Raw genomic sequence first — 25,073 nt, 5'->3', positions numbered from 1 at the left:
CCCGTGCCCCCACCGCCCCTGACTCCCCCCGACCCACCGCACGTTCCTCACGACGAGAGAGTGGAAAGCACCCATGTACGACCTGGTAGTCGTCGGCGCGGGCCCCTACGGACTGTCCATCGCCGCCCACGCGGCCGCGGCCGGACTGCGGCTGCGCGTGCTCGGCCGTCCGATGGCCTCGTGGCGGGACCACATGCCGACGGGCATGTTCCTGAAGTCGGAGCCCTGGTCCTCGAACCTGTCCGACCCCACCGGCGACCGCACCCTGTCCGCGTACTGCGCCTCCCGCGGACTGCCCGCCGAGCACGGCAGCCCGATGTCCATCGGCACCTTCACCGACTACGGGATGTGGTTCGCCGAGCAGGCCGTGCCGGAGGTCGAGGAACGGACCGTCACCGCCGTACGGCCGCGCGGGGCGGGCTTCCTCGTCGGCACCCGGGAAGGGGAGACGATCCCGGCCCGCACGGTGGCCATGGCGGTCGGGGTGATGCCGCTGGTCCACGTCCCGCGGACGCTCATGGGACTCCCGCCGGACCTGGCCTCGCACAGCAGCCACCACAACGACCTGTCCCGTTTCAAGGGCAGGCACGTCACCGTGATCGGCGCCGGGCAGGCGGCCCTGGAGACCGCGGCGCTGCTGTCGGAGGAAGGGGCCACCGCGCAGGTCGTCGCCCGCGCCGGCCGGATCGCCTGGAACAGCACACCGCAGCCCCTCCACCGCAGCCTCGCCCGCTCGCTGCGCGACCCGCACTGCGGCCTGGGCACCGGATGGCCCAGCTGGGTCTTCTCCGAAACCCCGTGGGCGGTACGGCGGCTGCCGGCGGCCGCCCGGGTGCGCATCGCGTCCACCGCGCTGGGCCCCGCCGGAGCGTGGTGGCTGCGGGAACGCGTCGAGAGCGGCGTCCCGGTCACCCTCGGGCACCGGCTGCGGACCGCGGCCGCCCGGGGCGACGGCGTCCGGCTCGAATTCACCACCGCGGACGGCTCGCGGCGCACCGTCGAGACCGAGCATGTGATCGCCGCAACCGGCTTCACGACGGATCTCGCCCGGCTGCAGATGCTGGACCCGGGGCTGCGCGCCGGGCTGCGCCGGGTCGCCGGCGGCCGGGGGCCGCAGCTGAACGGCCGCTTCGAGTCCTCGCACCGCGGCCTCTTCTTCGCCGGACTGCTGGCCGCCCCGTCGTTCGGCCCCGCCATGCGCTTCGTCTACGGCGCCGGCTTCACCGCGCCGCACCTGGTCGGCGGCGTGCGACGACGTGTGGGAGGCCCCCAGCGGAGAAGCTGAGCCGCCCCGCTTTGACGGCGCTCCCGGCCCGGACCAACCGTTCCGCCGTCGACCGACCGTCGGCCACGCGGTGACGAACGGCCGACGGCGACAAAAAACCGATGGTGCCGGTCGCAGTGACCGGCACCATCGGTGCGATTCCTCTGGTGTCCGAGGGGGGACTTGAACCCCCACGCCCGATAAAGGGCACTAGCACCTCAAGCTAGCGCGTCTGCCATTCCGCCACCCGGACAAGGTGTCCGCCGGAGGCCCGCGGCCGTTCCGACGTGGAAAACCATAGCAAACATCCGGAGCTGCTCGATCACCCGCCCGAGGGCCTCCGCACCCCGGGCGGCCGACTGTGACGGGCGGATGACGGCGGCCCGGTGGCCTTGGGCTGGGGCGCCCGGCGCGGGAGGATGGCCGTGGACCGAAGCCGCGGAGCGGCGCCCCGCCTGGGGCGCTTCCGTGGCGCGAACACGAGGAGGCAGCGTGAGCGAGTCGAATTCGGCCGCGGCGAGCAGCACCGTCACCGGCGAGGACGAGGTCGTCGACCTCTGCCGGGATCTGATCCGGATCGACACGAGCAACTACGGCGACCACTCGGGTCCCGGTGAGCGCGCCGCCGCCGAGTACGTCGCCGAGAAGCTCGCCGAGGTGGGGCTCGAGCCGAAGATCTTCGAGTCGCACCCGGGCCGGGCCTCGACGGTCGTGCGGATCGAGGGGGAGGACCCGTCCCGGCCCGCTCTGCTGATCCACGGCCACACCGACGTCGTCCCGGCCAACGCCGACGACTGGACCCACCACCCCTTCTCCGGCGAGATCGCCGACGGCTGCGTCTGGGGCCGCGGCGCGGTCGACATGAAGGACATGGACGCCATGACCCTCGCCGTGGTGCGGGAGCGGATGCGCAGCGGCCGCAAACCCCCGCGCGACGTCGTGCTCGCCTTCCTGGCAGACGAGGAGGCCGGCGGCATCTACGGCGCCCGGTACCTGGTCGACCGGCACCCGGAGCTCTTCGAGGGGGTGAGCGAGGCGATCGGCGAGGTCGGCGGCTTCTCCTTCACGGTCAACGAGAACCTCCGCCTCTACCTGGTGGAGACCGCGCAGAAGGGTATGCACTGGATGCGCCTCACCGTGGACGGCACCGCCGGCCACGGTTCGATGGTCAACCGGGACAACGCCATCACGGAGCTGTGCGAGGCCGTCGGACGGCTGGGCCGCCACAAGTTCCCCGTCCGCGTCACCAAGACCGTGCGGTCCTTCCTCGACGAACTGTCCGACGCGCTCGGCACTCCGCTGGACCCGGAGGACATGGAGGCCACCCTGGCCAAGCTCGGCGGGATCGCCAAGCTCATCGGCGCGACGCTGAACAACACCGCCGCGCCCACCATGCTCGGTGCCGGCTACAAGGTCAATGTGATCCCGGGCCAGGCGACCGCCCACGTGGACGGCCGCTTCCTGCCGGGCTTCGAGGACGAGTTCCTCGCGGACCTGGACCGGATCCTCGGCCCGCGGGTGCGGCGCGAGGACGTGCACGCCGACCGGGCGCTGGAGACGACCTTCGACGGAGCGCTGGTCGACGCCATGCAGTCGGCGCTCAAGGCCGAGGACCCGATCGCCCGCGCCGTGCCGTACATGCTGTCCGGCGGGACCGACGCCAAGTCCTTCGACGACCTGGGCATCCGCTGCTTCGGGTTCGCGCCGCTGAAGCTGCCGCCCGAGCTGGACTTCGCGGGCATGTTCCACGGCATCGACGAGCGAGTCCCGGTGGACGGGCTGAAGTTCGGCGTCCGGGTGCTCGACCGCTTCCTGGACCAGAGCTGACCCCCGTTCCGGACCGGAGCTGACGCACGTTCCGGACCGGAGCTGATGCACGTTCCGGACCGGAGCTGATTCCCGGCACGGGCCGGTCCGGCCACCGGCGGAGCCCGCACGCTCCCCGGAGCGTGCGGGGGAGCGCCTCCACGGCTCCGTAATCCGGTGCCCTTGGTCAGAAAGAGTGAACGCACGGAAGGTCCCGTAGCTCGGTTCCCCCCTTCTCGTTACAGGCTGTGCGGTCTCGCTGAGGCCGCATTGCCAACAGGAGGACGAATGATCCAGAAGGTTGCCGCTGCCGCGGCTGCCACTGGCGGTCTGGACCCGTCTTCGGCAACACCTGCATCCGACACTGAGGTTGTTCGCAACCCATGAGGGTGTGACCCCCGTGGGCCCGGAGCGCACGCCATGCACTCCGGGGCGCAGGGGCCTGGCGAGCGGGAATTCGCCCGCAAGCCTTCCGAAGGCAACAGGTAAAGGCAGTAGGGGAGCGAACTCATGCGACAGGTCGCGAGAAAGAGCCTGATCACGGTTGCGGCTGCGAGCGGTGTCCTGGCCGTGACCGGTGGCTACGCCCACGCGGACGCCAACGCGGAGGCCGTGGCGCGTAACTCTCCGGGCATCGTGTCCGGCAACTCGATTCAGGCGCCGGTGCACGCCCCGGTCAACATCTGCGGCAACACCGTCACCGCGATCGGGCTGCTCAACACGGCGACGGGCAACAAGTGCGGCAACGGCTCGGGCAGCAGCGCGAGCGGCACCAACGGTTCGGGCTCCGGTTCCGAGGCCCGCGGCGGTGCCGCCAACTCGCCGGGCCTCGGCTCGGGCAACAACGTCCAGGCGCCGATCAACCTGCCGGTGAACGCCTGCGGCAACACCGCTTCGGTGGGCGGCGCGCTGAACCCGGCCCTCGGCAACGGCTGTGCCAACCAGTCCGGCGGGAACCAGAACACCCCCGACACCCCGGACACGCCGGACACCCCCGACACCCCGGACGCGCCGGACACCCCCGACACCCCGGACACCCCCGGTAACGACGGGGAGTCGGAGGAGCCGAACGAGGTCCAGGGCACGTCGGGCCACCGCAACAAGCCCGCCGCGCAGCACGAGGGGCAGGCGCAGCTCGCCCAGACCGGTGCCGCCGAGACCCTGGGCATCATGCTGCCGGCCAGCGCCGCGATGCTGCTCGGTGGAGCGGTGCTCTACCGGCGCGCCAAGGCGGCGTCGAGGTAAGCAGACGCCGCACGGTGCAGACCGTGCGTCAGGGAGCGGGTTCCGCGGTTGCGGGGCCCGCTCCTCGCGTTGTTCCCGATGCCGGTCGCAGTGCCGGCGTCACTCCGCCTGACCGGGATGGTCCACCGGCCCGGGAAGGGTGGGCAGGGTCCGCCCGGGTGCGGGCCGGTCCTCGGGCGGGGACGTGCCCTCTCCGACGCCCGCTCTGATTCCGGCGGGGAGCCGTGGCGCGCCTTACACCATGGCGCGGCACCGTGGCGCGGTCCCGCAGTGCTTCCGGGATTCCCCTTCCACAGCAATGGCCGTCGTGTGGCATACGGGGCGGCGACGTGCTCCGGGTGAGTGGGGCGAGAGCGGACGGTGGGGCCGGTGAGGCGGGGCCGAGGAGGTGTGCGGGGCAGGTGTGACTCATGGGGCGGCCGAGGGCAGCGCTCGTCGGCGCCGGGCCCGGTCGGCGGGGCCCGGCGCCCGGTGTCACCAGGTTGCGTGGAGCTGGCGAATGATCCGGCGGCGCAGCCGCACCCTGCGGCTGCCGTCGGGGTTCAGCCGCAGGCGGTCCAACTCCCAGTGTCCGTACTCGGCGTGTTCGGTGAGGAGACGTGTGGTGGCTTTACGGGAGACACCCCGCGGCACATACACATCGCGAAATTCATATTCCGGCATCGCATCTATTGTGCGGGCAGTGCCCTGGTACGGATAGCGTCTGCACTATGTCTGATGCTGCCCAGCCCACCGCTGCCGAGGTACGCGCCGCCGCCGAGGCGGTCAAAGCCGCGCTGGACCGCCACCTCGACGCGGTCGAGCGGCGGTCCGGGGAGGACGATCCGGCCGTCTACGCCGCGTTCAACGCGCTGGCGGCGGCGGCTGAGGACTACGACGAGCTGCTGTACGACGCGTACGACGAGGTCACCCCGTTCGAGATCCCCGGGGACGGCACGCTGCCCGTCTACACCGGGCCCGACGAGCCCAGCGCCATCAGCGTGCTGATCCGCCGGGACTACACGGTCGACGAGCCGCACCGGCTGCTCTCCCAGGCACAGCGGGTCGCCGATCTCGACCCGGACGCCGATCCGGCGGCCGACGGGCAGAACGGCGCCGCGGGGCACGCCGGCAGCAGCGTGCACGCGGCCCTGGGCGTGCTCTTCGGCGAGTTCGAACCGGACGAGATCGCTTCCCGGCACAAGGAGTTCGGGCTGGAGGAGGGCGACTCCACCCTCTGGGTCGCCGCCGCGGACGAGGCGGCCGAGCCGGGGGAGTGGCTGAACAGCCCGTTCGACGAGGCGGACCCGGAGCGGGTGGTGTGCCGGTTCGACGTCAGCGCGGTGTTCGACGAGGAGCTGGACGACGAGGAGAGCCGGGAGACGCTCGACTCGGAGCGCTGAACCGGAGCCCCCGCCCGTTCGGCGCCGCTCGGCCCACACCGACGGCGCGTCGCCGATGTCCGCTCGGCGACGCCGATACCGGCTGCGACCTCGGCGGCGGCTGTGCCGCGTCCATGCCCGCCGCGCGGCTCGCCCGCCCGCGCAGGCCGGGGCGGTGCCGTGGCACACCGGGGGACGGGTGCCCGCTCCCGCGACGGAAGGCGGGAGCAGGCGGCCGGAACGGCGCCTCCTACCCGGCGGGCGGTTCCTGGGCGTTCAGCAGGGCCCGCAGCCGGGTCGTGCGCTCCTTCACCGGCACCTCCGACACCGCGCGCGGCAGCGCCTGTTCCGCGCCGTGCACCACCGACAGCTGCTGCTCCGCCCGGCTGAAGGCGGTGTAGACCCAGGACCGGGTCAGCGCCGCGGTGGCGTCACCGGGCAGCACCACGACGACGGCGGGCCAGCGCGTCCCGGCCGCCTGGTGGGCGGTGAGCGCCCAGCCGTGCCGGACGGTGTCGCCGACCAGCTCCCGCGGCACCACGACGGGCTCGCCCGCGCAGTCCAGATGCAGTCCCTCGGCGTCCGCCGACACCACCGTTCCCGGCAGGGTCCGGCCCGGCGCCGGGACGTGGGCGACCCGGTCCCCGGGGTCGAAGCCGCCGAAGCGGCCGGGGCCCGGGTTGAGCCGCTCCTTCAGTGCCGCGTTGAGCGCGCGCGTGCCGGCGGCGCCGCCGTGCCCGGGGGTGATGACCTGGACGTGGTCGGAGGGGATACCGATCGCCCGGGGCACCGAGTCCGCCACCAGCTGGACCGTGCGGTGCACCGCCTCACCGGCATCCCGCACCGGGACGATCACGACCTCCTTGCCGGGCGCCGCCACCTCGCCCAGCTCGCCCACGCCGATGCCCGACACGAGTTCGCCGATGGGCCCCGGGTCGGGCGTACGGGACGCCACCTGGGGACAGGTGCGGGCGGCGAGGAGATCGGCGAAGACCCGTCCGGGGCCGGCCGACCACAGCACGCCCGGGTCGCCGCTCAGCACGAGCCTGGCGCCGTCCGGCAGCGACTCCACCAGCATCGCGGCCGACTCCACGTCCAACTGGGGGGCGTCCAGCACCACGAGCACATCGAGGGCGAAGGCGCCGTCCCGGTCCCGGCCGGGCCCCTCGGCACCCGACAGGAGGCCCGCCACGGTGACGGCCGCCTCCGCGCCGTCGTGGGCGCGCTCCGGCCGGTGGGCCTCCTGACCCGTCCCGCTCCGCTCCGGGGCAGCGGTACCGGCGTCGAGGTCCGCGCGGTCGCCAACGGCGCGATCGAGGAGTGCGGCCAGCCTGCGGCGGCCGTCCTCGCTGTGCGAGGCGGCGAAGGCCCGCAGACCGAGCGCGCGGGCCGCGGTCACCACGGCCGCGGGCTCGGCACGGGCCGCCTCACCGCCGGTGTGGACCGCCAGGCCGCTGCCGGCCACGGCCCGGATGAGCTCGGCGGCGGACGGGGACGCCGCCGCGTCCGCGGCGGCCTGCCAGGCGGCTGCGGAGTCCTCAAGGCCCGCGGAGGGTTCGGCCTCCGGTGATCCGCCGGGAGGCGTGTCCCCGGCGCCGGGTGCGGGCGCCTCCGGCGTCGCGGCCGGATCGTCGACGGGAGCCGGGCCGCCGCGCGGGGCGAAGGTGTTGACCAGCCGGGCGAGACCGTCGGCCAGGCTCTCCTCGGCCAGCGCGTACCGGTCCAGGCCGAGCAGGACCCGCACCGGCGTCTCCTCGCCCTCGCCGTCCCCGCCGTCGCCCCCGGCCGCCGCGTGCGGCCCCGCGGAGCCCGACCGCGGGGCGCCGGGGGAGTCGAGGGCGTCCTGGAAGACCAGCACACCGCCGTCCGCGATCGCGGTGTGCAGGGCTTCCTCCGGGTCCGGAACGGACCGCTGGGCGAGCGCGGAGCTCAGCGCCGAGGGCTCCAGCGCGGTGTGGCCCTCGAGCGCGGCGCGCTCCAGCAGCCAGCCGATGAGCGCCTGGGCCCGGCGCTCGTCGTCCGGCCCGCACTCCCCGCCGAGGAGGGCCCGGGCGAACGCGTCGGCCTGCTCCGGGCGCACCCCCGGTACGGCGAGCAGTTGCCAGGGGTCCGCCCGCAGGGTCTCGGCGGCCCGTTCGCCGAGCGCGCCCGATACCGCCTCGGAGAGCTCCTCGGGCGCTCCGCCGGCCACCAGCACCTCCCGCACTGACGCCGCCCGGGCCATGCGCTCGGCGGGCGGCGGTCCGGTGCGCACCGGACGGGGCGGAGGAGCGGCCCGGCCGCTCTGCGGGGCCTGAGCCCGTGCCGGGGTCGCAGTCGGGGCAGGCGCCGGTGCCGGGTGGGGCTCGCTCCGAGCGGGGCGGGGCGGAGCCGGGCGGTTCTGCTCGGTGAAGAACGAGGCGGCGGACCGCTCGCCGCTCTCCACCGCCCGCACCGCCGCGGCGAGTGCCTCGGCGGCCGGGGTACGCGCGCTGCCGTCCCCGGCGGCCGGGGCGGCGTCCGTTCCGGCGGCGGGCCGGTCCCCGGCGGTGCCCGACGGCGGGGAGGCCGCGGCGGCCGCACGCTTCGACGGCCCGTCGCCCGTGGCCCGTTCGCCTCCCGCGGCGGGCTCCCCGGACGCGCCGTCGGCCGGGGAATCGCCGACGGGGGAATCACCGGCCGCGGAAGCACCCGCTGCGGAGTCACCGGCCGCGGAGTCGCCCACCGCGGAATCGCCCACAGCGGAGTCGCCGTCCGCGTAATCGCCGTCCGGGGCCCCGTCGTCCGGACCGGCCTCCCGCGCACCGCTGTCCGGACGGGGCGCCCGCGCGGTCCCGTCCGGCGCTCCCGAAGTGGCCGGGCCGCCGGGGTCCGGTGCGTCGTCGGGTGTCCGCGCGGCAGCGGTCTCGCCGGCGGGGCGGTCCGTGGTCACAGGGTGCTCCAGTCCTGGTCGGGGTAGTGATGCACGGGAGCGGAGACGTCGTCCAGCGCCCGGCAGATCTCGTCCGGAAGACTAAGCTCCTCCACTGACAGCGCCGCCGTGAGCTGCTGCGCGGTGCGGGCGCCGACGATCGGCGCCGCCACTCCGGGCCTGTCGCGTACCCAGGCGAGAGCCACCTGAAGCGGTGTGGCGGCCAGCCCCTCCGCGGCCGTGGAGACGGCGTCCACGATCCGGCCCGCGGTCTCGTCCAGATACGGGGCCACGAAGGCCGACAGCTGCGGTGAGGCTCCCCGGGAGTCGCTCGGTGTCGCGTTGTTCCGGTACTTCCCGGTGAGGACGCCCCGGCCCAGCGGGGACGACGGCAGCAGCCCCACCCCGAGGTCCAGGGCGGCCGGCAGCACCTCCCGCTCCACACCGCGCTGCAACAGCGAGTACTCCATCTGGGTACTCGCCAGCCGGGTGCGCGTCCCAGGGGCGGCGAGCTGCCAGGTGGCGGCCTTGGCGAGCTGCCAGCCGCAGAAGTTGGAGACCCCCACATAGCGCGCCCGGCCGCTGCTCACCGCGATGTCGAGGGCCTGCAGCGTCTCCTCCAGCGGCGTCCCCGCGTCGAAGGCGTGCACCTGCCACAGGTCGACATGGTCCGTGCCGAGCCGCTCCAGCGAGGCGTCGAGCGCCGCGAGCAGATGGCCGCGCGAGCCGTCGAACCGGCGGTCACGGTCCGGGACGCTGCCCGCCTTGGTCGCGACGACCAGATCGGACCGCGGCACCAGATCCTCCATGAGCCGGCCCAGGAGGTACTCCGCACCGCCGTCCGCGTAGACGTCCGCGGTGTCGACCAGCGTGCCGCCCGCCTCCCAGAAGGCCTTGAGCTGGTCGGCCGCGTCGTACTCGTCGGTGTCCCGCGCCCAGGTGAGGGTGCCGAGCCCGAGCCGCGAGACCCGGAGGCCCGTCCTGCCGAGGTGCCTTAGCTCCATGGGCGTCGAGATTACTGTCCGCGCGCGACCGCACGCGGCTGCCTGTGGACAACCCGGCCCTGACGGATCCGGCCACCGCACGCTAGAGTCCCCCGAACAGCGACGTTACTGATGGGTAAGGAGAGCGGCATGCGGCTCGGGATCAACCTCGGTTACTGGGGTGCCGGAATGGACGCGGACAACCTCGCGGTCGCCCGTGAGGCCGACAAGCTGGGCTATTCCGTCTGCTGGGCGGCGGAGGCCTACGGCTCCGACGCCCCCACCGTGCTCTCCTGGGTCGCGGCCCAGACCGAGCGCATCGACGTCGGCTCGGCCATCTTCCAGATCCCGGCCCGGACCCCCGCCATGACGGCGATGACGGCCGCCACGCTCGACTCCCTCTCCGGCGGCCGCTTCCGCCTCGGCCTGGGCGTGTCCGGCCCGCAGGTGTCCGAGGGCTGGTACGGCGTCAAGTTCGACAAGCCCCTCGCGCGCACCCGGGAGTACGTCGAGATCGTCCGCAAGGCGATGTCCCGCGAGCGGCTGACCCACGAGGGCGAGCACTGGACCCTGCCGCTCCCCGGCGGCCCCGGCAAGCCCATCAAGCTGACGGTGCACCCGGTCCGCGACGAGATCCCGCTCTACATCGCCGCCATCGGCCCGAAGAACCTGGAGCAGACCGGCGAGATCGCCGACGGCGCGCTGGTCATCTTCTTCGCCCCCGAGCACGCCGAGGAGACCACGCTCGGCTCGCTGCGGGCCGGCCGCGAGAAGGCCGGGAAGACCATGGACGGCTTCGACGTGGTGCCCACCGTCCCGCTGGCCCTCGGGGACGACGTCCAGGCCCTCGCCGACCAGTTCCGCCCGTACACCGCGCTGTACGTCGGCGGCATGGGCAGTGCCAAGCAGAACTTCTACAACAAGCTCGCCGGGCGCATGGGCTACGAGAAGGAAGCCGCCGAGATCCAGGAGAAGTACCTCTCCGGCGACAAGCAGGGCGCGGCGGCGGCCGTTCCGCACCAGCTGATCGACTCCACCACGCTGCTCGGCTCGGTGGACCGCATCGCCGAGCGGATGCAGGCGTACGCCGCCGCGGGGGTCACCACGCTCTCCCTCGCCCCGGCGGGCTTCACCCTCGACGAGCGCCTCACCTCGCTGCGCGCCGGCGTCGAGGCCCTGGAGCGCGCGGGTCTCGCCTGACCCCGCGCGCCGGACAGCCGGCGCCGGTGCACGGCACGGGGCGGCGGGGGCCGGGGCGTCAGCCCGGAACCAGCCGCCCCAGCAGCCGCCCGAAGGCGATCAGCCGCGCGATCTGCCCGGGCCCGCCGTCGTCCAGGGACTTGCTGAACCGGAACGCCTCCGGACGGATCCGGGCGGCCGTCACCGGTGCCTCCGGGTCGCTCCCCGGCAGCTGGTTCAGCTCGTGCGGCATGCCCGTCGCCAGGACGAGATGCACGCCCCGGTCGATCCGGCGGCCCGCCGCGTCCCGTCCCACCAGCGTGCGCATCCCCACATGGCGGATCGAGGCGAGCGGCAGCACCTGCACGGACGAGTCCAGCACGGTGCCGCCCGGGTCGGTGCCGTCCGCCAGCTCCTCGCTGTGCCACAGCACGAGCCGCCGTCCGTCGCAGACCGCGGCCTCCTGCCACACCGACGCGCCCGCCTCGGTCAGGTCCACCACCCGCTCCAGGGTGAATCCCCGCACCCGGTGCCGCCCGAGCACCCCGGTGATGGCGTCCAGCGCAACCTCCGCGTGCAGGAAATAGGCGCGCGCGGCGTCGTCCAGACGCTCGTGGGGAGACCAGTCGGAACCCGCCGGCCCCAGCCGACGGGGCGTCGGACGGCTCCGTGCTGCCCTGCTGAACTTGCCCACCCGTCTCACAACCCCCTCCAGGCACAGGCTCGGAAATAACCCTACCCAGGGGCACCGACGGGATCGGCCGAAAGGTTCCGCGGCCGTGGTGGGGGCTCGGGGGTCGACCCCGCCACGGCCGTCCCCCAGCACAACGCGTCCGCCTCCCGCGGGTTACGCCCGTCACGGCCCCGAATGCCCCCGGAATTCCGACGTCGGAGCCCCGGGTGCCCGGACGAACGGGCCCCCGGGAGCGGGACGGACGCCGTCGGCCCGCTCCTCCGTTCGGCGGTGTTTCCCCGTGCCCCTGTTGCCGACCCACTGCGACCGCATTTGACTCTTCCTGGGCGGACGCGCGTACGGAGGTGGCAGTGATGCTCTCGGCCAGAGGTCTGTTCCAGGAGATCTTCGACAACGACGCGTCGTTCCGGCTGTTCTGTTCCATCGCGGCCAGCGGCGAGGCGCAGGGAGGCTGGGAGAACGGCCGGATCGCCGCCCTCGTCCCGGAGTCCCAGCGCGGGCTGAGCCTCAAGATCGTCCGGCACGGCGCCGACGAGGACAAGCACGGCCGGATCTTCAACGCCCTGCTCCGCAAGCGGGGCCTGGACCCGGTCGACGTCCCCGGCGACACCGACTACACCATGCTCCTGGAGGCGCGGGGCATCGGGCTGGCCCACGAGAAGCTGCGCGCCGACCAGCCGCTCTCCGAGCGGGACATCGTCGCCTACCTCGCCCACAGCAGGGTCACCGAACAGCGCGCCTCCGAGCAGATGCAGCTGCTGCGCAAGCACTTCGCCGACCACCCGGACATCGGCAAGGCGGTCCGGATGATCTCCAACGACGAGGACAACCACCTCGCCTACTGCCACGAGGAGCTGCTGCGCCTCGCGGCCGCGGGACACGGCCGGACGATCCAGCGGATCCTCCGGGAGAGCGCGCTTGCCGAGATCAAGGTGTACCGCGACGTCAGCCTCGCCGTGATGGACCACATGGGACGGATCCTGGGCTGGTCCCGGGCCCGGTCCGCCGCGCTCGCGGCCGGCATCCACGCCCTCTACGTCTACGAGCGGCTGGGCGGCTGGCACCGGATGGTCAGCCTTCGGATGCCCGAGCGGCGGGACGCCCTCGGCGGACCGGCGTCGGCCGCCCCCGAATTCGCCTGACCGGCCGCCGCCGGCTGCGCGGCCCCGCCGGAGAGCGGCCCGCGGTGGAGAACGGCCCGCAGCGCTGCCCGCCCGGTCCGGACGCGGTCACCGGCCGGCGGTCACAGCCAGCCCCGCCGCTTGAACGTGCGGTACAGCCACACCACCGCGCCCGCCATCACGGCCAGCACCGCCGGGTAGCCCCAGACCGACTTCAGCTCCGGCATGTACTCGAAGTTCATGCCGTACACCCCGGCGATCATCGTCGGCACCGCGGCCATCGCCGCCCACGCCGAGATCTTCCGCATGTCGTTGTTCTGCCGGACGCCCATCTGCGCCAGATGCGCGCCCAGGATGTCGGAGAGCAGCCGGTCGAACCCCTCCACGTACTCGTTCGCCCGGGTCAGGTGGTCGCTCACATCGCGGAAGAACGGCTGGGAGTGCTCGTGCACGAACGGCACGCCCGCCCCCGCCAGCCGGCTCATGGGCTCGGCGAGCGGCCCGGTGGCCCGGCGGAACTCGACGACCTGCCGCTTGAACGAGTAGATCCGCGCCGCGGTGGGCCTGGTGTCCCGGCCGACCGGGGCGAACACCTCCGACTCCAGCTCCTCCAGGTCCACCTGGAGCTCCGTCGCCACATCCAGATAGTGGTCCACCACGGCGTCGCTCACCGCGTACATCACCGCCGTCGGGCCGTGCTTGAGCAGCTCCGGAGTCTCCTCCAGACGCCGCCGCACCTCGGCGAGCGGGGCGCCCTCCCCGTGCCTGACCGTCACCACGAACGAGTCGCCGACGAAGACCATCAGCTCGCCCGTGGTGACCGTGTCGACCGAGTCGTCGTACAGCACCGGCTTGAGGACCAGGAAGAGGGAGTCGTCGTAGACCTCCAGCTTCGGCCGCTGGTGGGCGGAGAGGGCGTCCTCCACGGCCAGCGGGTGCAGCCCGAACTCGCTGGTCACGAGGTCGAACTCCTTCTCCGTCGGCTCGTGCAGCCCGATCCACAGGAAGGCGTTCCCGGTGGCGCGGGCCTCGTCGAGCGCGTCGGAGAAGTCGGCGGGGCCCTCGGTGCGGCGCCCGTCGCGGTAGATGGCACAGTCCACGATCACGTCGGCCATTCTCCCCTCTGCGGCTGCGGGCATTCCCCCGTGGCCACCGTACGCACCCCGGGGGAAGCCGGGCCGCGGCTTGCGCGGACCCGTAGGGTGGCGTACATGCCCACGCTGATCCTTGTCCGGCACGGCCGCTCGACCGCCAACACCGCCAAGGTGCTCGCGGGGTGGACCCCCGGCGTCGCCCTCGACGAGCTCGGTGCCGCGCAGGCCGCCGCGCTGCCCGAGCGGCTGGCCGGGCTGCCGCTCGCCGCCGCCGTCACCAGCCCGCTCCAGCGCTGCCGCGAGACGCTGGCCCCGCTGCTCGCCGCCCGGCCCGGCCTGCCGCTGCACACCGACGACCGGATCGGCGAGTGCCACTACGGCGACTGGACCGGCCGCAAGCTCGCGGAGCTGGCGGACGAGCCGCTGTGGACCACCGTCCAGCGGCACCCCTCCGCCGCCGAGTTCCCGGGGCCGGAGGGCGAGTCCGTCCGGGCCATGCAGGCCCGCGCGGTCGACGCCGTCCGGGACTGGAACGCCCGGATCGAGGCGGCCCACGGCGCCGACGCGGTGTACGCGATGTGCTCGCACGGCGACATCATCAAGTCCCTGGTGGCCGACGCCCTGGGCCTGCACCTGGACCAGTTCCAGCGTGTCTCCGTCGAGCCCTGCTCGGTCACCGCGATCCGCTACACCCCGCTGCGCCCGTTCGTGCTGCGGCTCGGGGACACCGGGAACTTCCGCGGACTGGTCCCCGAGGAGGGCGGCGCCGCGGGCAACGACGGCGACGCAGCCGTGGGCGGTGCCGCGGGAGCAGCGTGATCGCTGTGCGCAGTAGGGTGGACGGGCCGCGGCCCGGGCACCCGACCAGGCGGGCTTTCCCCTTCCGACCCCCGATTCCAAGGAGCAGGACGTGTCCCGTCAGGTGTTCCTCTACGACCCTCCGGACCGCTTTGTCGCCGGTACGGTCGGGCTGCCTGGCCGCCGGACCTTCTTCCTCCAGGCGACCGCGGCCGGGCGGACGACCAGCGTCGCTCTCGAGAAGACACAGGTGGCGGCGCTCGCCGAGCGGATCGACGAGCTGCTGGACGAGGTGGTGCGCCGCACCGGAGGCAACGCGCCGGTGCCGGCCATGGCACCGACCGACCTCTCCGACACCGCGCCGCTCGACGCCCCCATCGAGGAGGAGTTCCGGGTCGGCACCATGGCGCTGGCCTGGGACGGCGAGGAACAGCGCATGATCGTCGAGGCTCAGGCCCTGGTCGAGCTCGAGGCGGAGACCGACGAGGACCTGGCCGAGGCCGAGGAGCGGCTCCTCCAGGACGAGGAGAACGGCCCGCCGATGCTGCGGGTGCGGATCACCGGGGAGATGGCCCGGGCGTTCGCCAAGCGGGCGCTCGAGGTGGTCAACGCGGGCCGCCCGCCGTGCCCGCTGTGCAGCCTGCCACTCGACCCGGAAGGACACGTATGTCCGCGCCAGAACGGATACCGCCGCGGGGAGGAGTGACCCGGAACGGCTCCTGCGCCGAGGCCGACGGCAGCGGTGCGGAGCGGGCCGGGGCGGACGCCGCGGCGGTGCACGACCTGCTGGCGCACGGGGAGCTCACGGTCCGCGGCCGGGTCCGGGAGGCGTCGAACGCGGTGCTCCTGTGCACCGTGGAACACGACGGCCGGCGGGCGGACTGCGTCTACAAGCCGGTCGCCGGCGAGCGTCCGCTGTGGGACTTCCCCGACGGCAACCTCGCCCGGCGCGAGGTGGCGGCCTACGAGCTCTCCCGGGCCACCGGATGGGACCTGGTGCCGCCCACCGTGCTGCGGGACGGCCCGTACGGCGAGGGGATGTGCCAGCTCTGGGTCGAGTCCGACCCCGAGGCCGAGCTGCTGGCCCTCGTCGAGGACGAGGAGCCGGGACCCGGCTGGAAGGGCGTCTGCTTCGCCGAGGTCGGGGAGGGCCGCACGGCGCTGCTGGTGCACGCCGACGACCCGCGGCTGCGCCGGCTGGCCGTCCTCGACGCGGTCATCAACAACGGCGACCGCAAGGGCGGCCATCTGCTGAGCACCCCCGACGGCGAGCTCTACGCGATCGATCACGGCGTGACCTTCAACGCCGAGGACAAGCTGCGCACGCTGCTCTGGGGCTGGGCCGGTGAGCCGCTCACCGGTGAGGCGCTGACGGTGCTGCGCCGGCTCGGAGCGGATCTGGCCGAGGGCGGCGGCCTGGCCGGCCGCCTCGCGGAGCTGGTGACCGCGGCCGAGACCGCTGCCGTACGGGACCGGGTCGAGGCGCTGCTGCGGTCCGGACGCCATCCCGAGCCGGGCGGGCAGTGGCCGGCCATCCCCTGGCCGCCGGTCTGACCTCGCGCTTCCCCGGGCGGAGCGGTCCCGGGCCCGGTGCCCCGGACGGCCCCGGGGCGGGCCGCCGGGCGGTGCGGCGGATCGGAGCAGGTGGGAGGCGGTTGCGCAAGAGGGCCGATCCGGCCAACCCTGCGGTCCGGTTCGTTGGGGGAACGTACATCCGGTTAGGCTCAAGGCATGTATGCCTGGCCCGCTTCTGAGGTTCCCGCCCTGCCCGGCAGTGGCCGCGACCTCCGGATTCACGACACAGCGACCGGGGGCCCGATCACCCTCGATCCCGGTCCCGTCGCCCGCATCTACGTTTGCGGCATCACTCCGTACGACGCCACTCACCTGGGGCACGCGGCGACCTACAACGCGTTCGACCTCGTCCAGCGCGTCTGGCTGGACACGAAGCGGCAGGTTCACTACGTCCAGAACGTCACCGATGTGGACGACCCTCTCCTGAAGCGGGCCGAGGACACCGGAACGGACTGGGCCGAGCTGGCCGAGCGCGAAACCGCGCTGTTCCGCGAGGACATGACGGCCCTGCGGATGCTGCCGCCGCGCGAGTACATCGGCGCCGTCGAGGCCATACCCGGCATCGTGCCGCTCGTGGAACGGCTCCGCGACATCGGTGCGGCCTACGAGCTCGACGGGGACGTCTACTTCTCCGTGGAGTCCGACCCCGCCTTCGGCTCGGTCTCCGGTCTGGACGCCGAGGCGATGCGGCTGCTGTCCGCCGAGCGCGGTGGCGACCCGGATCGGCCGGGCAAGAAGAACCCGCTCGACCCGATGCTGTGGATGGCCGCCCGGGAGGGCGAGCCCAGCTGGGACGGCGCCAGCCTCGGCCGGGGCCGCCCCGGCTGGCACATCGAGTGCGTCGCCATCGCGCTGGACCACCTCGGTATGGGCTTCGATGTCCAGGGCGGCGGCTCCGACCTGGCCTTCCCGCACCACGAGATGGGCGCCTCGCACGCCCAGGCGCTCACCGGGGAGCACCCCTTCGCGAAGACCTATGTGCACGCCGGGATGGTCGCGCTGCACGGCGAGAAGATGTCCAAGTCCAAGGGCAACCTGGTCTTCGTGTCCGCGCTCCGGCGGGACGGGGTGGATCCGGCGGCGATCCGGCTGGCACTGCTGGCGCACCACTACCGGTCGGACTGGGAGTGGACGGACGCCGTGCTCGACGAGGCGGTCGAGCGCCTCGGCCGCTGGCGGGCCGCGGTCTCCAGGCCGGACGGGCCGTCGGCCGACGCCCTGGTCGAAGAGATCCGCGCGGCGCTCGCGGACGACCTCGACGCACCCGCGGCGCTCGCCGCCGTGGACCGCTGGGCAGCCGTTCAGCGCGCCGAGGGCGGTACCGACGAGGGGGCGCCCGGCTTGGTGTCGCGCGCCGTCGACGCCCTGCTCGGCGTCGCACTCTGACCCACCGTCCCACGGTGATCGGGCTGTTGGGGGCGCTTCCCGTTGCGGGAGGCGCCCCCGTCGCGTTGATCGGGGAAGTGTCGATCGGGACAGTGTCGATCGGGACAGTGTCGATCGGGACAGTGGGGCACGGGGGAGCACCGGTCGGGTGACCGGACGCGGTGTGCGGGAGCCGGGCGTGGGCTCGGTCTTCGGCTCCGCAGGGGTCCGAGGGGTGCTGCCTCGCCGCGCTCGCCCCGGCCCGGTGGTGGCCGGGGGCCGAAGCGGGCAACCGGGCAGCGGAAGAGCAAGGGTGTTAGGCAGGTAGGGGGCGGCGGTGAGCGGTGTGCCGCCCCCGCTCTACTCGTCTCCGGCGCCGGTCCCCGTACCCGACTCCGGGCCCGGGTCGGAGGCGGATTCGGAACCGGAGTCCGTCCCGGCCCCCGCGTCGGTACCGGAGTCGGACTCCGTGCCGGTGCCGGACCCGGTGTCGTCCGCGTCGGACCGGGCCGGCTTCGACGGACGGCTCCGTCCGCCCGAGCCGTCCCGCAGGAACGGGCCGCTCTCCCGGCCGTCGGCCGTGGACCCGCCCTCGGTCGCGTGCCCGCCGGGCTGTCCCGGCCCCGGCTGGCCGTCCCGCCGCCGCAGATAGCGCTCGAACTCCCGGGCGATGGCTTCCCCGGACGCCTCCGGGAGCTCGGCGGTGTCCCGGGCCTCCTCCAGCGACTGGACGTACTCGGCGACCTCGCTGTCCTCGGCGGCCAGCTGGTCCACCCCCACCTGCCACGCCCGTGCGTCCTCGGGCAGCTCACCCAGCGGGATGCGCAGTCCGAGCAGGTCCTCCAGCCGGTTGAGCAGGGCCAGGGTCGCCTTGGGGTTCGGCGGCTGGGAGACGTAGTGCGGCACCGCGGCCCAGAGGCTGACGGCCGGTACGCCCGCGTGGGTGCAGGCCTCCTGCAGAATGCCGACGATGCCGGTGGGCCCCTCGTACCGGGTCTCCTCCAGGTCCATCGTGCGGGCCAGGTCGGGGTCGGAGGTGACCCCGCTGACCGGGACCGGCCGGGTGTGTGGGGTGTCGCCGAGCAGCGCGCCCAGGATCACCACCATCTCCACGCCCAACTCATGGGCGAAGCCCAGGATTTCATTGCAGAACGAGCGCCAGCGCATGCTCGGTTCCATGCCGCGCACCAGGACCAGGTCGCGGGGCTTGGGGCCGGTGATCCGGACCACCGAGAGCCGGGTGGTGGGCCACGTGATCTTCCTGACCCCGCCCTCCACGAAGACGTTCGGCCGGTTGACCTGGAAGTCGTAGTAGTCCTCGGCGTCCAGCGCCGCGAAGACCTCGCCCTTCCATTCCCGGTCCAGATGCGCGACCGCGGTGGAGGCGGCGTCGCCGGCGTCGTTCCAGCCTTCGAACGCGGCCACCATGACCGGGTCGATCAGCTCGGGAACCCCCTCGAGCTCGATCACCCAGCGCCTCCTTCCGACCGGGAGCGTGGTGTGGGACCGCCCCGGCTGTCATTCCTCTGCGTACCGAATACGTGCGCCCCCAGCCTACGGCTTCGGGCCGGTGGGTCCGCAGCCCCCGGCCGGAGTCGGCTGAAGATTCATCCGAGCTGTCCTGGGCGAATGCCCCGGGACCGCCCCGGGAGGCCCTTCCCGGGGGCCGATACATCGGATCTCCGAACAAGATCGGATGCACTTACGCCGAGAGCGTGCAGATCCAGCCATTGATGCGGGTGGATGACAGGGCGCCAGGCGGTCAGTCGGCCGAGCGCAGCCACTGCTCCACGCCCGCGATGTGAACCGTCGCCCAGGACCGGGCCGCCTCCGCGTCGCGGTCGCGCAGAGCGGTCAGGATCGCCCGGTGCTCGTGCAGCATGCGGCTCACGGCGTCCTCCGTCAGGGCGTACCCGGCCAGCGCCCGGGCGGCCGGGCCGGCCAGTCCGTCCAGCAGGGAGCACAGCACCGCGTTGCCGCCGGACCGCACGACGGTCCGGTGGAACTCCCCATCCGCGGCGAGCAGTTCCTCCACCGACGGGTGCGGCCCGAGCGCGTCCAGCCGGTCGCCGAGCGCCTCGATCGTCGCGGTGTCGATCCGTGCCGCGGCCAGGGCCGTCGCCGCGGGCTCCAGCAGCCGGCGGACGGCCAGGAAGTCCGCCACGGTGTCGTCGCGGTGGAAGTCCACCACGAACGCCAGGGCCTCCAGCAGCAGTTGCGGAGCGAGGCCCGTCACATAGGTGCCGTCGCCCTGCCGTACGTCGAGGACCCGCATCAGGGCGAGGGCGCGCACCGCCTCGCGCAGGGAGTTCCGGGACAGGCCCAGTTCCGCGGCGAGTTCGCTCTCCCGGGGCAGCCGGTCACCGGGGCGCAGCGCGCCCGAGACGATCATTGCCTTGATCTTCTCGATCGCCTCGTCCGTGACGGCCATCAGCGCTCCTCGTCCGGGGCCGGGCTCCTCCGGGGCAGACCTCCGATGTCTGCCGGGCACCTTATGCCCTGCGGGGGACGCCTTGTCCGAAGCATGACGTCATCCGGCGGGAACCGGGCTCCGTGCGGTACGGGGGCCGGTGCGGTGAGCGTACGCCGAAGGGGGAGAGGCCCGGTGGCCTCTCCCCCTTTCCGCCGTGCGGCGCGGGCGTGCTCAGGCCTTGTCGGCCAGCATCTCCTCGACCCGGGCGCGGACGTCGTCGGTGTCCAGGCCGCGGATGGTCAGCGTCGTCCGGCGGCGCAGCACGTCGTCGACGGTCTCCGCCCACTCGTGGTCCCGGGCGTAGGCGACCTGCGCCCAGATCTCCGGACCGTCCGGGTGGATGCGCTCGCCGAGCGACGGGTCCTCGTTGACGAGGCGGGCGATGTCGAAGGAGAGCGAGCCGTAGTGGGTGGCGAGCTGACGGGCGGTCAGCGGGTCCATCCGCACGCCGGGCTCACGGTCGACCAGCAGCCGGTGCGCCACCGCGTTCGGGTTGGCGATGCCGGGCAGCGGCACCCGGCGGACGAGGCTGGAGACCGGCTCCATGTCCTCGTTCAGCGGGCTGCCGGGCAGCTGCGCCAGCTTGTTCATCACGGTGCGGCCGATGTGCCGGTACGTGGTCCACTTGCCGCCCGCGACCGACAGCATCCCGCCGCGGCCCTCGGAGACCACGGTCTCCCGCTTCGCGGACTCCACGCCGCCGGGGCCGCCGGGCAGCACCCGCAGACCGGCGAACGCGTAGGTCATCAGGTCCCGGTCGAGGTGCTCGTCCCGGACCGAGAACGCCGCCTCATCCAGGATCTGCTGGATGTCGGACTCGGTGGCGCGGACATCCGCCGGGTCGCCCTCGTAGGCCTCGTCGGTGGTGCCCAGCAGCAGCTGGTCCTCCCACGGCAGGGCGAAGGTGATGCGGTACTTGTCGATCGGGGTGGCCATCGCGGCCTTCCACGGCGCCTTGCGCTTGAGCACGATGTGCGCGCCCTTCGACAGGCGGATGCTGGGCGCGGCGCCCTTGTCCTCCATCGTGCGCAGGTGGTCCACCCAGGGGCCGGTGGCGTTGAGCACCACGCGGGCGTTCACACCGAACTCGGTGCCGTCGCGGCGGTCCTTGAGCTCGGCGCCGCTGACCCGGCCGTGGGTGAAGCGGAGGCCGGTGACCTCGGCGTGGTTGAGCACCACGGCACCGGACTCGGCGGCGGCGCGGACCGTCATGACGGCCACCCGCGAGTCGTTCATCTGGTGGTCGTAGTAGACCGCGACGGCCTTCAGGTTGTCCGTGCGCAGGCCCGGGTTCCCGGCGACGGCCTTGGCCGGGGATATGACCTTGCCGACGCCGTCGCCGAAGGCGGACAGCGCGGAGTAGGCGAAGACACCGGCGCCCAGCTTGGCGGCGCCGACCGGGCCGCCCTTGTAGACCGGCAGGTAGAAGGTGAGCGGGTTGACCAGGTGCGGGGCCACGTCCTTGGCCAGCACCCGCCGCTCGTGGTGGTTCTCCGCCACCAGCTTGACCGCGCCGGTCTGCAGGTAGCGCAGGCCGCCGTGGACGAGCTTGGAGGAGGCGGAGGAGGTGGCGCCGGCGAAGTCGCCGGCGTCCACCATTGCCACCCGCAGCCCGGACTGCGCGGCGTGCCAGGCCACCGAGGTGCCCAGAATGCCGCCGCCGATCACCAGGAGGTCGTATGTGGCCTTCGAGAGCCGTTCCCGGGTCTCGGCGCGGCTCGGGGTCGAACCGGCAGCCGGGTGCGTCCCGAGAGTCGGGACGCTCTGCAGGGTGCTCATGATTACTCCTCGTCTTCGATCCAGCCCATGGTCCGCTCGACGGCCTTGAGCCAGCTCTTGTACTCGCGGTCGCGAACGGCCGCGTCCATCCGGGGGGTCCATTCCGCCGCCCGCCGCCAGTTGGCGCGCAGGGCGTCGGTGTCGGGCCAGAAGCCGACGGCCAGACCGGCGGCGTAGGCCGCGCCGAGGCAGGTGGTCTCGGCGACCATCGGGCGCACCACGGGCGCGTCCAGGAAGTCCGAGAGCGTCTGCATCAGCAGGTTGTTGGAGGTCATGCCGCCGTCGACCTTGAGCGCGCTGAGCTCGACCTCGGAGTCCTTGCTCATCGCGTCGACGATCTCGCGGGTCTGCCAGGCGGTGGCCTCGAGCACGGCGCGCGCGATGTGCGCCTTGGTGACGTACCGGGTGAGGCCCGCGATGACACCGCGGGCGTCGGAGCGCCAGTACGGGGCGAACAGGCCGGAGAAGGCCGGCACGAAGTACGCGCCGCCGTTGTCCTCGACCGAGCTCGCCAGGGTCTCGATCTCCGCGGCGCTGTTGATCAGGCCCATCTGGTCGCGCATCCACTGCACCAGGGAGCCGGTGACGGCGATGGAGCCCTCGAGCGCGTACACCACGGGCTCGTCGCCGATCCGGTATCCGACGGTGGTCAGCAGACCGCTGTAGGAGTTGATGGCCTTGTCGCCGGTGTTCATCAGCAGGAAGGTGCCGGTGCCGTAGGTCGACTTCGCCTCGCCCTCGGCGAAACAGGTCTGGCCGAACAGTGCGGCCTGCTGGTCACCGAGTGCGGAGGCGACCGGCACACCCTCCAGGACGCCCTTGGCGGTGCCGTACACCTCGGCGGAGGAGCGGATCTCCGGCAGCACCGCGGCCGGGACCTCCATCGAGGTCAGGATCTTCTCGTCCCACTGCATGGTGTGCAGGTTCATCAGCATGGTGCGGGAGGCGTTGGTGACGTCCGTCACGTGCACGCCGCCCTCGGTGCCACCGGTGAGGTTCCAGATGACCCAGGAGTCCATGGTGCCGAAGAGGATGTCGCCGGCCTCGGCGCGCTCGCGCAGTCCCTCGACGTTGTCGAGCAGCCAGCGGATCTTCGGACCGGCGAAGTACGAGGCCAGCGGGAGGCCGGTCTCACGGCGGAAGCGGTCCTGGCCGACGTTGCGGCCGAGCTCCTTGCACAGGCCGTCGGTGCGGGTGTCCTGCCAGACGATGGCGTTGTGCACCGGCTCGCCGGTGTTCTTGTCCCAGAGCAGCGTGGTCTCACGCTGGTTGGTGATGCCGATCGCCTTGATGTCCTCGCGGGTGATGCCCGCCTTGTCGAGGGCACCGGCGACGACCTCCTGGACGTTGGTCCAGATCTCGGCGGCGTTGTGCTCGACCCAGCCCGGCTTCGGGAAGATCTGCTCGTGCTCCTTCTGGTCGACGGAGACGATCCGGCCGTCCTTGTCGAACACGATGCAGCGGCTGGAGGTCGTCCCCTGGTCGATCGCCGCGATGAAGGGGCCGGCGGTGTGTGCGTCGGTCACGGTTGCTCCTGTGGTCTGAAGAGTCGGGGAGGGGCTCAGAAGGCGAGCTGGAAGATGACGGCGCCGAGGGCGCCACCGATCAGCGGGCCGACGACCGGGACCCATGCGTAGCCCCAGTCCGAGCCGCCCTTGTTCGGCAGGGGCAGCAGAGCGTGCACGATACGCGGTCCGAGGTCACGGGCCGGGTTGATGGCGTACCCCGTCGGGCCACCGAGCGAGAGGCCGATGCCCACGACGACCAGGGCGACCATCAGGGTCCCCGTACCACCGTCGCCGAGACCCTTGTTCAGGCCCAGGGCGAGGATCGCCAGCACCAGCACCGCGGTGCCGATGATCTCCGTCATGAGGTTCTGTGCCGGGTTCCGGACTTCCGGGCCGGTGGAGAAGATGCCGAGCACCGGGCCGGCCGCGGGAGCGGAGTCCTGGTCGACCATGCCCTCCTCGCCGGAGGTCTTCGAGACGATCTCCGGGTCGGTGAGGTGGGCCTGGAACTGGCCGTAGTACGCCAACCAGACCAATGTGGCACCGATCATCGCGCCGAGCATCTGACCGGCGAGGTAGAACGGCACATCGCCCCACTGGCCGCTGTCGACGGCCAGGCCGACGGTGACCGCCGGGTTGAGATGGGCCTTCGAGAGGCTGGTGGAGATATAGGCACCGGCGAGCACGGCGAAACCCCACCCGAAGGTGATGGCCAGCCAGCCGGCGTTCTGGGCCTTCGAGCGCTTCAGCGTGACGGCGGCGCAGACACCGCCGCCGAGCAGGATGAGTACGGCGGTACCTATGGTCTCGCCGATGAAGATGTCGGAGCTGGACACCCGCGACTCCTTGTCCTTCGTCCAGGGGAAGGCGGGCCACGGGGTCCCTCCCGTTGGCCCGCGCCCTCGGTGAGGGCGGTGGCCGGTCCGCAGCGAGCCCCACCATAGCGAATATTGTCGTCAGGTGTTCGACAATGCCGACCGGCGAACGGCAGTTTTCTCCACGGGTCGGACCGCGTCAATAGGGCCGGGACCTCGAACTCGTTCCGTTGTCCAAGCGTGACGCGGAGAGTGCGGCCGGCCCGTGGGGCGTGCGCCGCGGCGCTGTCAAAAGCGCCCGGCCCCCAGGTCCCGGGAGACCGCGCGGGCACAGTCCCGCACCGCCGCCACCACCTGCGAGCGGAGCTCGCCGTCCTGGCACACCCGCTCCACGGCGCCGGTGATCCCCACCGCACCCACCGGCATCCGGCGCCGGTTGTGGATGGGGGCGGCCACCGAGGCGACGCCGTCCCAGGTCTCCTCCACATCGGCGGCCCAGCCACGTGCCCGGGTCAGGTCGAGCACTCCCTCGAAGGCGGTCAGGTCGGTCACGGTCCGGCCGGTGAACGCCTTCCGGTCGCCCTCCGCCGCCTCGCTGTGCGCCACCGGGTCGTACGCCGCCAGCACCTTGCCCAGGGCCGTGCTGTGCAGCGGATGCATCGCACCCACCTCGAGGACCTGCCGGCTGTCGTCCGGCCGGAAGACGTGGTGGACGATGAGGACGCCCTGCTGGTGCAGGACGCCGAGATAGACGCTCTCGCCGCTGGACCGCGCCAGGTCGTCCGTCCACACCAGGGCCCGGGCCCGCAGCTCGTGCACGTCCAGATAGCTGTTGCCCAGCCGGAGCAGCTCCGCGCCCAGCTGGTAGCGCCCGGACGCGGGGTCCTGCTCGACGAAGCCCTCCTGCTGGAGGGTGCGCAGAATTCCGTGCGCCGTGCCCTTGGCGAGCCCCAGCGCCTCGGACACCTCCGACAGGCCGAGCCGCCGTTCGCCACCGGCCAGCAGCCGCAGCATCGCAGCCGCTCGCTCGAGCGACTGGATCGTCCGCGCCATCGGGCAACCTCCTCCAACTACGGATTCGACAATGCCGAACACTATCGGCTGATGTCGACCCCGTGGTAGC

At 73.0% G+C, this 25,073-nt stretch carries 21 protein-coding genes and 1 tRNA gene; 10 read left to right on the top strand and 12 right to left on the bottom strand.

Features of this window, described 5'->3' with window-relative positions:
- Nucleotides 1-73: 73 nt before the first annotated feature.
- Entirely contained in the window at nucleotides 74-1,285 is a 1,212-nt protein-coding gene (locus AC3EQ1_RS24760) for an NAD(P)-binding domain-containing protein (protein ID WP_432096533.1), read from the top strand.
- 144 nt (nucleotides 1,286-1,429) lie between these two features.
- Here AC3EQ1_RS24760 and AC3EQ1_RS24755 read toward each other — a convergent pair.
- Nucleotides 1,430-1,517 (bottom strand) — tRNA-Leu (locus AC3EQ1_RS24755).
- Nucleotides 1,518-1,756: 239 nt separating this feature from the next.
- Between AC3EQ1_RS24755 and AC3EQ1_RS24750 the strand changes: the two genes are divergently transcribed.
- Together AC3EQ1_RS24750 and AC3EQ1_RS24745 are read left to right on the top strand one after the other, a co-directional pair.
- The gene (locus AC3EQ1_RS24750; protein ID WP_432096532.1) at nucleotides 1,757-3,091 is read left to right on the top strand and encodes a M20/M25/M40 family metallo-hydrolase; all 1,335 of its coding nucleotides are present in this window, start codon (nucleotides 1,757-1,759) and stop codon (nucleotides 3,089-3,091) included.
- Nucleotides 3,092-3,580: 489 nt separating this feature from the next.
- Nucleotides 3,581-4,315, top strand: coding sequence for a chaplin (locus AC3EQ1_RS24745; protein WP_432096531.1), 735 nt, complete (start codon nucleotides 3,581-3,583; stop codon nucleotides 4,313-4,315).
- A gap of 474 nt (nucleotides 4,316-4,789) precedes the next feature.
- Here the strand turns inward: AC3EQ1_RS24745 and AC3EQ1_RS24740 are convergent, their stop codons facing one another.
- Nucleotides 4,790-4,978: a DUF5703 family protein gene (locus tag AC3EQ1_RS24740; RefSeq protein ID WP_351513459.1), complete on the bottom strand. Its 189-nt coding sequence runs from the start codon at nucleotides 4,976-4,978 to the stop codon at nucleotides 4,790-4,792.
- Between the two features lie 47 nt (nucleotides 4,979-5,025).
- Here AC3EQ1_RS24740 and AC3EQ1_RS24735 point away from each other — a divergent pair, with 47 nt between their 5' ends.
- Complete coding sequence (locus AC3EQ1_RS24735) at nucleotides 5,026-5,697, top strand: hypothetical protein (RefSeq protein ID WP_388848715.1); 672 nt, start codon at nucleotides 5,026-5,028, stop codon at nucleotides 5,695-5,697.
- 229 nt (nucleotides 5,698-5,926) lie between these two features.
- Here AC3EQ1_RS24735 and AC3EQ1_RS24730 read toward each other — a convergent pair whose 3' ends face one another.
- Nucleotides 5,927-8,587, bottom strand: coding sequence for a helix-hairpin-helix domain-containing protein (locus AC3EQ1_RS24730; protein WP_432096530.1), 2,661 nt, complete (start codon nucleotides 8,585-8,587; stop codon nucleotides 5,927-5,929).
- A complete protein-coding gene (locus tag AC3EQ1_RS24725; protein WP_432096529.1) occupies nucleotides 8,584-9,570 on the bottom strand; it encodes an aldo/keto reductase in 987 nt (328 codons plus the stop codon). The genes AC3EQ1_RS24730 and AC3EQ1_RS24725 overlap by 4 nt, the downstream gene beginning before the upstream one ends.
- A 129-nt stretch (nucleotides 9,571-9,699) precedes the next feature.
- Here AC3EQ1_RS24725 and AC3EQ1_RS24720 point away from each other — a divergent pair, with 129 nt between their 5' ends.
- On the top strand, nucleotides 9,700-10,749 hold the full coding sequence (locus AC3EQ1_RS24720; protein ID WP_351513467.1) for an LLM class F420-dependent oxidoreductase: 1,050 nt from the start codon (nucleotides 9,700-9,702) through the stop codon (nucleotides 10,747-10,749).
- A 58-nt stretch (nucleotides 10,750-10,807) separates the two neighbouring features.
- Here AC3EQ1_RS24720 and AC3EQ1_RS24715 read toward each other — a convergent pair whose 3' ends face one another.
- Nucleotides 10,808-11,431, bottom strand: coding sequence for a hypothetical protein (locus tag AC3EQ1_RS24715; protein ID WP_432096528.1), 624 nt, complete (start codon nucleotides 11,429-11,431; stop codon nucleotides 10,808-10,810).
- Between the two features lie 344 nt (nucleotides 11,432-11,775).
- On the opposite strand from AC3EQ1_RS24715, the gene AC3EQ1_RS24710 reads away from it, so the two are divergent.
- Complete coding sequence (locus tag AC3EQ1_RS24710; RefSeq protein WP_432096527.1) at nucleotides 11,776-12,564, top strand: ferritin-like domain-containing protein; 789 nt, start codon at nucleotides 11,776-11,778, stop codon at nucleotides 12,562-12,564.
- Between the two features lie 101 nt (nucleotides 12,565-12,665).
- Here the strand turns inward: AC3EQ1_RS24710 and corA are convergent, their stop codons facing one another.
- Entirely contained in the window at nucleotides 12,666-13,658 is a 993-nt protein-coding gene (gene corA, locus AC3EQ1_RS24705; RefSeq protein WP_432096526.1) for a magnesium/cobalt transporter CorA, read from the bottom strand.
- A gap of 96 nt (nucleotides 13,659-13,754) precedes the next feature.
- Here corA and AC3EQ1_RS24700 point away from each other — a divergent pair, with 96 nt between their 5' ends.
- The 4 genes from AC3EQ1_RS24700 (at nucleotide 13,755) to mshC (ending at nucleotide 17,396) form a co-directional block, all read left to right on the top strand.
- Nucleotides 13,755-14,456 carry a histidine phosphatase family protein gene (locus AC3EQ1_RS24700; protein WP_432096525.1) on the top strand — a complete coding sequence of 234 codons (702 nt, stop codon included), beginning with the start codon at nucleotides 13,755-13,757 and terminating at the stop codon, nucleotides 14,454-14,456.
- A gap of 91 nt (nucleotides 14,457-14,547) precedes the next feature.
- Nucleotides 14,548-15,141 (top strand): DUF3090 domain-containing protein, encoded by a 594-nt coding sequence (locus tag AC3EQ1_RS24695; protein WP_351513475.1) that lies wholly within the window; start codon nucleotides 14,548-14,550, stop codon nucleotides 15,139-15,141.
- The gene (locus AC3EQ1_RS24690; protein ID WP_432096524.1) at nucleotides 15,102-15,989 is read left to right on the top strand and encodes an SCO1664 family protein; all 888 of its coding nucleotides are present in this window, start codon (nucleotides 15,102-15,104) and stop codon (nucleotides 15,987-15,989) included. The genes AC3EQ1_RS24695 and AC3EQ1_RS24690 overlap by 40 nt, the downstream gene beginning before the upstream one ends.
- A gap of 177 nt (nucleotides 15,990-16,166) precedes the next feature.
- Nucleotides 16,167-17,396, top strand: a complete 1,230-nt coding sequence (gene mshC, locus AC3EQ1_RS24685; protein ID WP_432096523.1) for a cysteine--1-D-myo-inosityl 2-amino-2-deoxy-alpha-D-glucopyranoside ligase — start codon at nucleotides 16,167-16,169, stop codon at nucleotides 17,394-17,396.
- Between the two features lie 339 nt (nucleotides 17,397-17,735).
- Here the strand turns inward: mshC and AC3EQ1_RS24680 are convergent, their stop codons facing one another.
- The 6 genes from AC3EQ1_RS24680 to AC3EQ1_RS24655 form a co-directional block, all read right to left on the bottom strand.
- Nucleotides 17,736-18,845 (bottom strand): PAC2 family protein, encoded by a 1,110-nt coding sequence (locus tag AC3EQ1_RS24680; protein WP_432096522.1) that lies wholly within the window; start codon nucleotides 18,843-18,845, stop codon nucleotides 17,736-17,738.
- Nucleotides 18,846-19,137: 292 nt separating this feature from the next.
- Complete coding sequence (locus AC3EQ1_RS24675; RefSeq protein ID WP_432096521.1) at nucleotides 19,138-19,806, bottom strand: FadR/GntR family transcriptional regulator; 669 nt, start codon at nucleotides 19,804-19,806, stop codon at nucleotides 19,138-19,140.
- 213 nt (nucleotides 19,807-20,019) lie between these two features.
- Entirely contained in the window at nucleotides 20,020-21,627 is a 1,608-nt protein-coding gene (locus tag AC3EQ1_RS24670; RefSeq protein ID WP_432096520.1) for a glycerol-3-phosphate dehydrogenase/oxidase, read from the bottom strand.
- A 2-nt stretch (nucleotides 21,628-21,629) separates the two neighbouring features.
- Entirely contained in the window at nucleotides 21,630-23,153 is a 1,524-nt protein-coding gene (glpK, locus tag AC3EQ1_RS24665; protein WP_432096519.1) for a glycerol kinase GlpK, read from the bottom strand.
- 35 nt (nucleotides 23,154-23,188) lie between these two features.
- Nucleotides 23,189-23,971, bottom strand: coding sequence for an MIP/aquaporin family protein (locus AC3EQ1_RS24660; RefSeq protein WP_432096518.1), 783 nt, complete (start codon nucleotides 23,969-23,971; stop codon nucleotides 23,189-23,191).
- Nucleotides 23,972-24,238: 267 nt separating this feature from the next.
- Nucleotides 24,239-25,003, bottom strand: coding sequence for an IclR family transcriptional regulator (locus AC3EQ1_RS24655; protein ID WP_388848672.1), 765 nt, complete (start codon nucleotides 25,001-25,003; stop codon nucleotides 24,239-24,241).
- Nucleotides 25,004-25,073 lie beyond the last annotated feature (70 nt).

Source organism: Streptomyces sp. bgisy100, from assembly GCF_057709105.1.
Note: the sequence above shows the minus strand (reverse complement) of the source record. Positions and strands in the feature narration are given on the sequence as shown.